This is a genomic window from Plasticicumulans sp. (assembly GCF_035331805.1).
Taxonomy (GTDB): Bacteria; Pseudomonadota; Gammaproteobacteria; order Competibacterales; family Competibacteraceae; genus Plasticicumulans.
In genome coordinates this window covers 1-1,803 of record NZ_DAOLKE010000518.1, presented here as the reverse complement: position 1 = coordinate 1,803, position 1,803 = coordinate 1, and the positions used below count along the sequence as shown (strand labels likewise).

Genomic DNA, 1,803 nt, shown 5'->3' with positions numbered 1-1,803 from the left:
CAGCGCGCCGAGCCGGGCGCCGGCGGCGGCGCGCACGGCCTGGATCAGCTCGTGCGCGGATTCCTGCAGGAACTGCTTCAGGCCCATCGTCGGCTTGGTGACGATCTGCAGCGCACCGGCGGCGAGCGCGTCGATCGAGGTCTGCGTGCCGGCGGCGGTCAGCGTCGAGCAGATGATCACCGGCGTCGGACGCTCGCTCATCAGCTTGCGCAGGAAGGTGATGCCGTCCATGCGCGGCATCTCGACATCGAGCACGATCACGTCCGGCCATTCGCTGCGCATTTTCTCCAGTGCGAACAGCGGATCGGGCGCCGCGGCGATGACGCGGATGTCGGGGGACTGGGCGAAGACCTGCGTGAGCACCTGCCGCACGACGGCCGAGTCGTCAACGATCAGCAGCTTGATGGGTTTCATGATCGGGCTCGTTCCTGCGGTTGGTGGCGCAGCCAGACGTGGCCGGTGTCGAGATCGAAGATCAGGTTGCGGTGGCCGTCGCCACCGGTGTGGCAGGCGCTGAGCGTCAGGCCGTGGGTTTCGACGAGGCGGCGCGCCTGCGCGACGTTGCCGGTGCCGACCTGGGTATGGGTGTCGTACATGCGCCCGCCGCCGAACAGCTTCACCTGGTACTGGGCGGCGCGCGTGCCGTTGCCGCTGACCTCGCGCAGCAGCAGTTCGATCGCCTCGTCGCCGTAGCGGCCGTCGAGCGGCACATCGGCCGCCCGGCCGCCGCGGCGCGTCGGCAGCAGGAAGTGACAGATGCCGCCGCAGTGGCGGCGCGGATGCCACAGCGTCACGGCCACGCAGGAGCCGAGCAGCGTGCGCACGCGCGCCGGGCCGTCGCCGAACCAGGTGTCGCCCGGCATCAGGAACCACTCGAAGCCCCGGTAATCGCGCGGGGCGTGGCGGCTCATCGGCGGGCCTCCTTCAGGAACTGCGCCGGTAGATCGACGGGGCGACGGACTGCAGGCTGTCGCAGAGGCCGTGCAGGTTCTCGGAGTGGCCGATGAACAGGTGGCCGCCGGGGCGCAGCGCGCGCACGAGCTGGCCGACGACGTGGCGCTTGGTCGGCACGTCGAAATAGATCATGACGTTGCGCAGGAAGATCACGTCGAACAGGCCGAGATCGGGCAGCGCCTCGGTCAGGTTGACCTGCCGGAACTGCGCCCGCTCGCGCAGGCTGCGCTCGATCATCAGCCTGCCGGCCTGGGCGCCGACGCCGCGCAGGCAGTAGCGGCGCAGCAGCGCCGGCGGGATGCCGCGGGCGCGCTCCAGCGTGTAGACGCCGGCCTGCGCGCTCGCGAGCACGCGCGTCGAAAGATCGGAACCGATCAGCTCCCAGGCGCCCCGGGTGCCGAAGTGCTCGGCCAGCAGCATCGCCAGCGTGTAGACCTCCTCGCCGCTCGAACAGGCCGCGCTCCAGATGCGCAGCGCCCGGCCGGCCGGCGGGCTGGCGAGGACGTGGCTTTCCAGCCACTCGAAGTGGCGCGGCTCGCGGAAGAAGTAGGTCTCGTTGGTCGTCAGCAGGTCGATCGCGTGCTGGCGCTCGGCGGCGTGGCGCGGGTCCTGGATCAGCGTCAGGTAGGCGTGGTAGCTGCCCGTCCCGCAGGCGGCGAGCCGCTTGCCGAGCCGCCCGCAGACCAGCGCCTTCTTCGCCGGCGTCAGCCTGATGCCGCTGGCCTCGTACAGCCAGCGCGCGAGCTGCTCGAACTCGGCATCGCTGATCTGCCCGCCGGGGCCGCTGAGCAGGCTGTCCGCGGCGGTGTCCGGCGGCGTGCGGGCGCCCGCCGCGCGCATGGCGCCCGG

3 protein-coding genes are annotated in these 1,803 nt (G+C 71.5%); all 3 read right to left on the bottom strand.

What is annotated here, in order from left to right; all coding sequences use genetic code 11:
• The coding region (locus PKE44_RS19010; protein ID WP_324554359.1) for a response regulator at window positions 1-414 on the bottom strand (414 nt) is incomplete at its 3' end.
• The gene (locus PKE44_RS19005; RefSeq protein ID WP_324554357.1) at window positions 411-911 is read right to left on the bottom strand and encodes a chemotaxis protein CheD; all 501 of its coding nucleotides are present in this window, start codon (window positions 909-911) and stop codon (window positions 411-413) included. The genes PKE44_RS19005 and PKE44_RS19010, both read right to left, overlap by 4 nt.
• 13 nt (window positions 912-924) lie before the next feature.
• On the bottom strand, window positions 925-1,794 hold the full coding sequence (locus PKE44_RS19000; RefSeq protein WP_324554361.1) for a protein-glutamate O-methyltransferase: 870 nt from the start codon (window positions 1,792-1,794) through the stop codon (window positions 925-927).
• Between the last annotated feature and the right edge of the window lie 9 nt (window positions 1,795-1,803).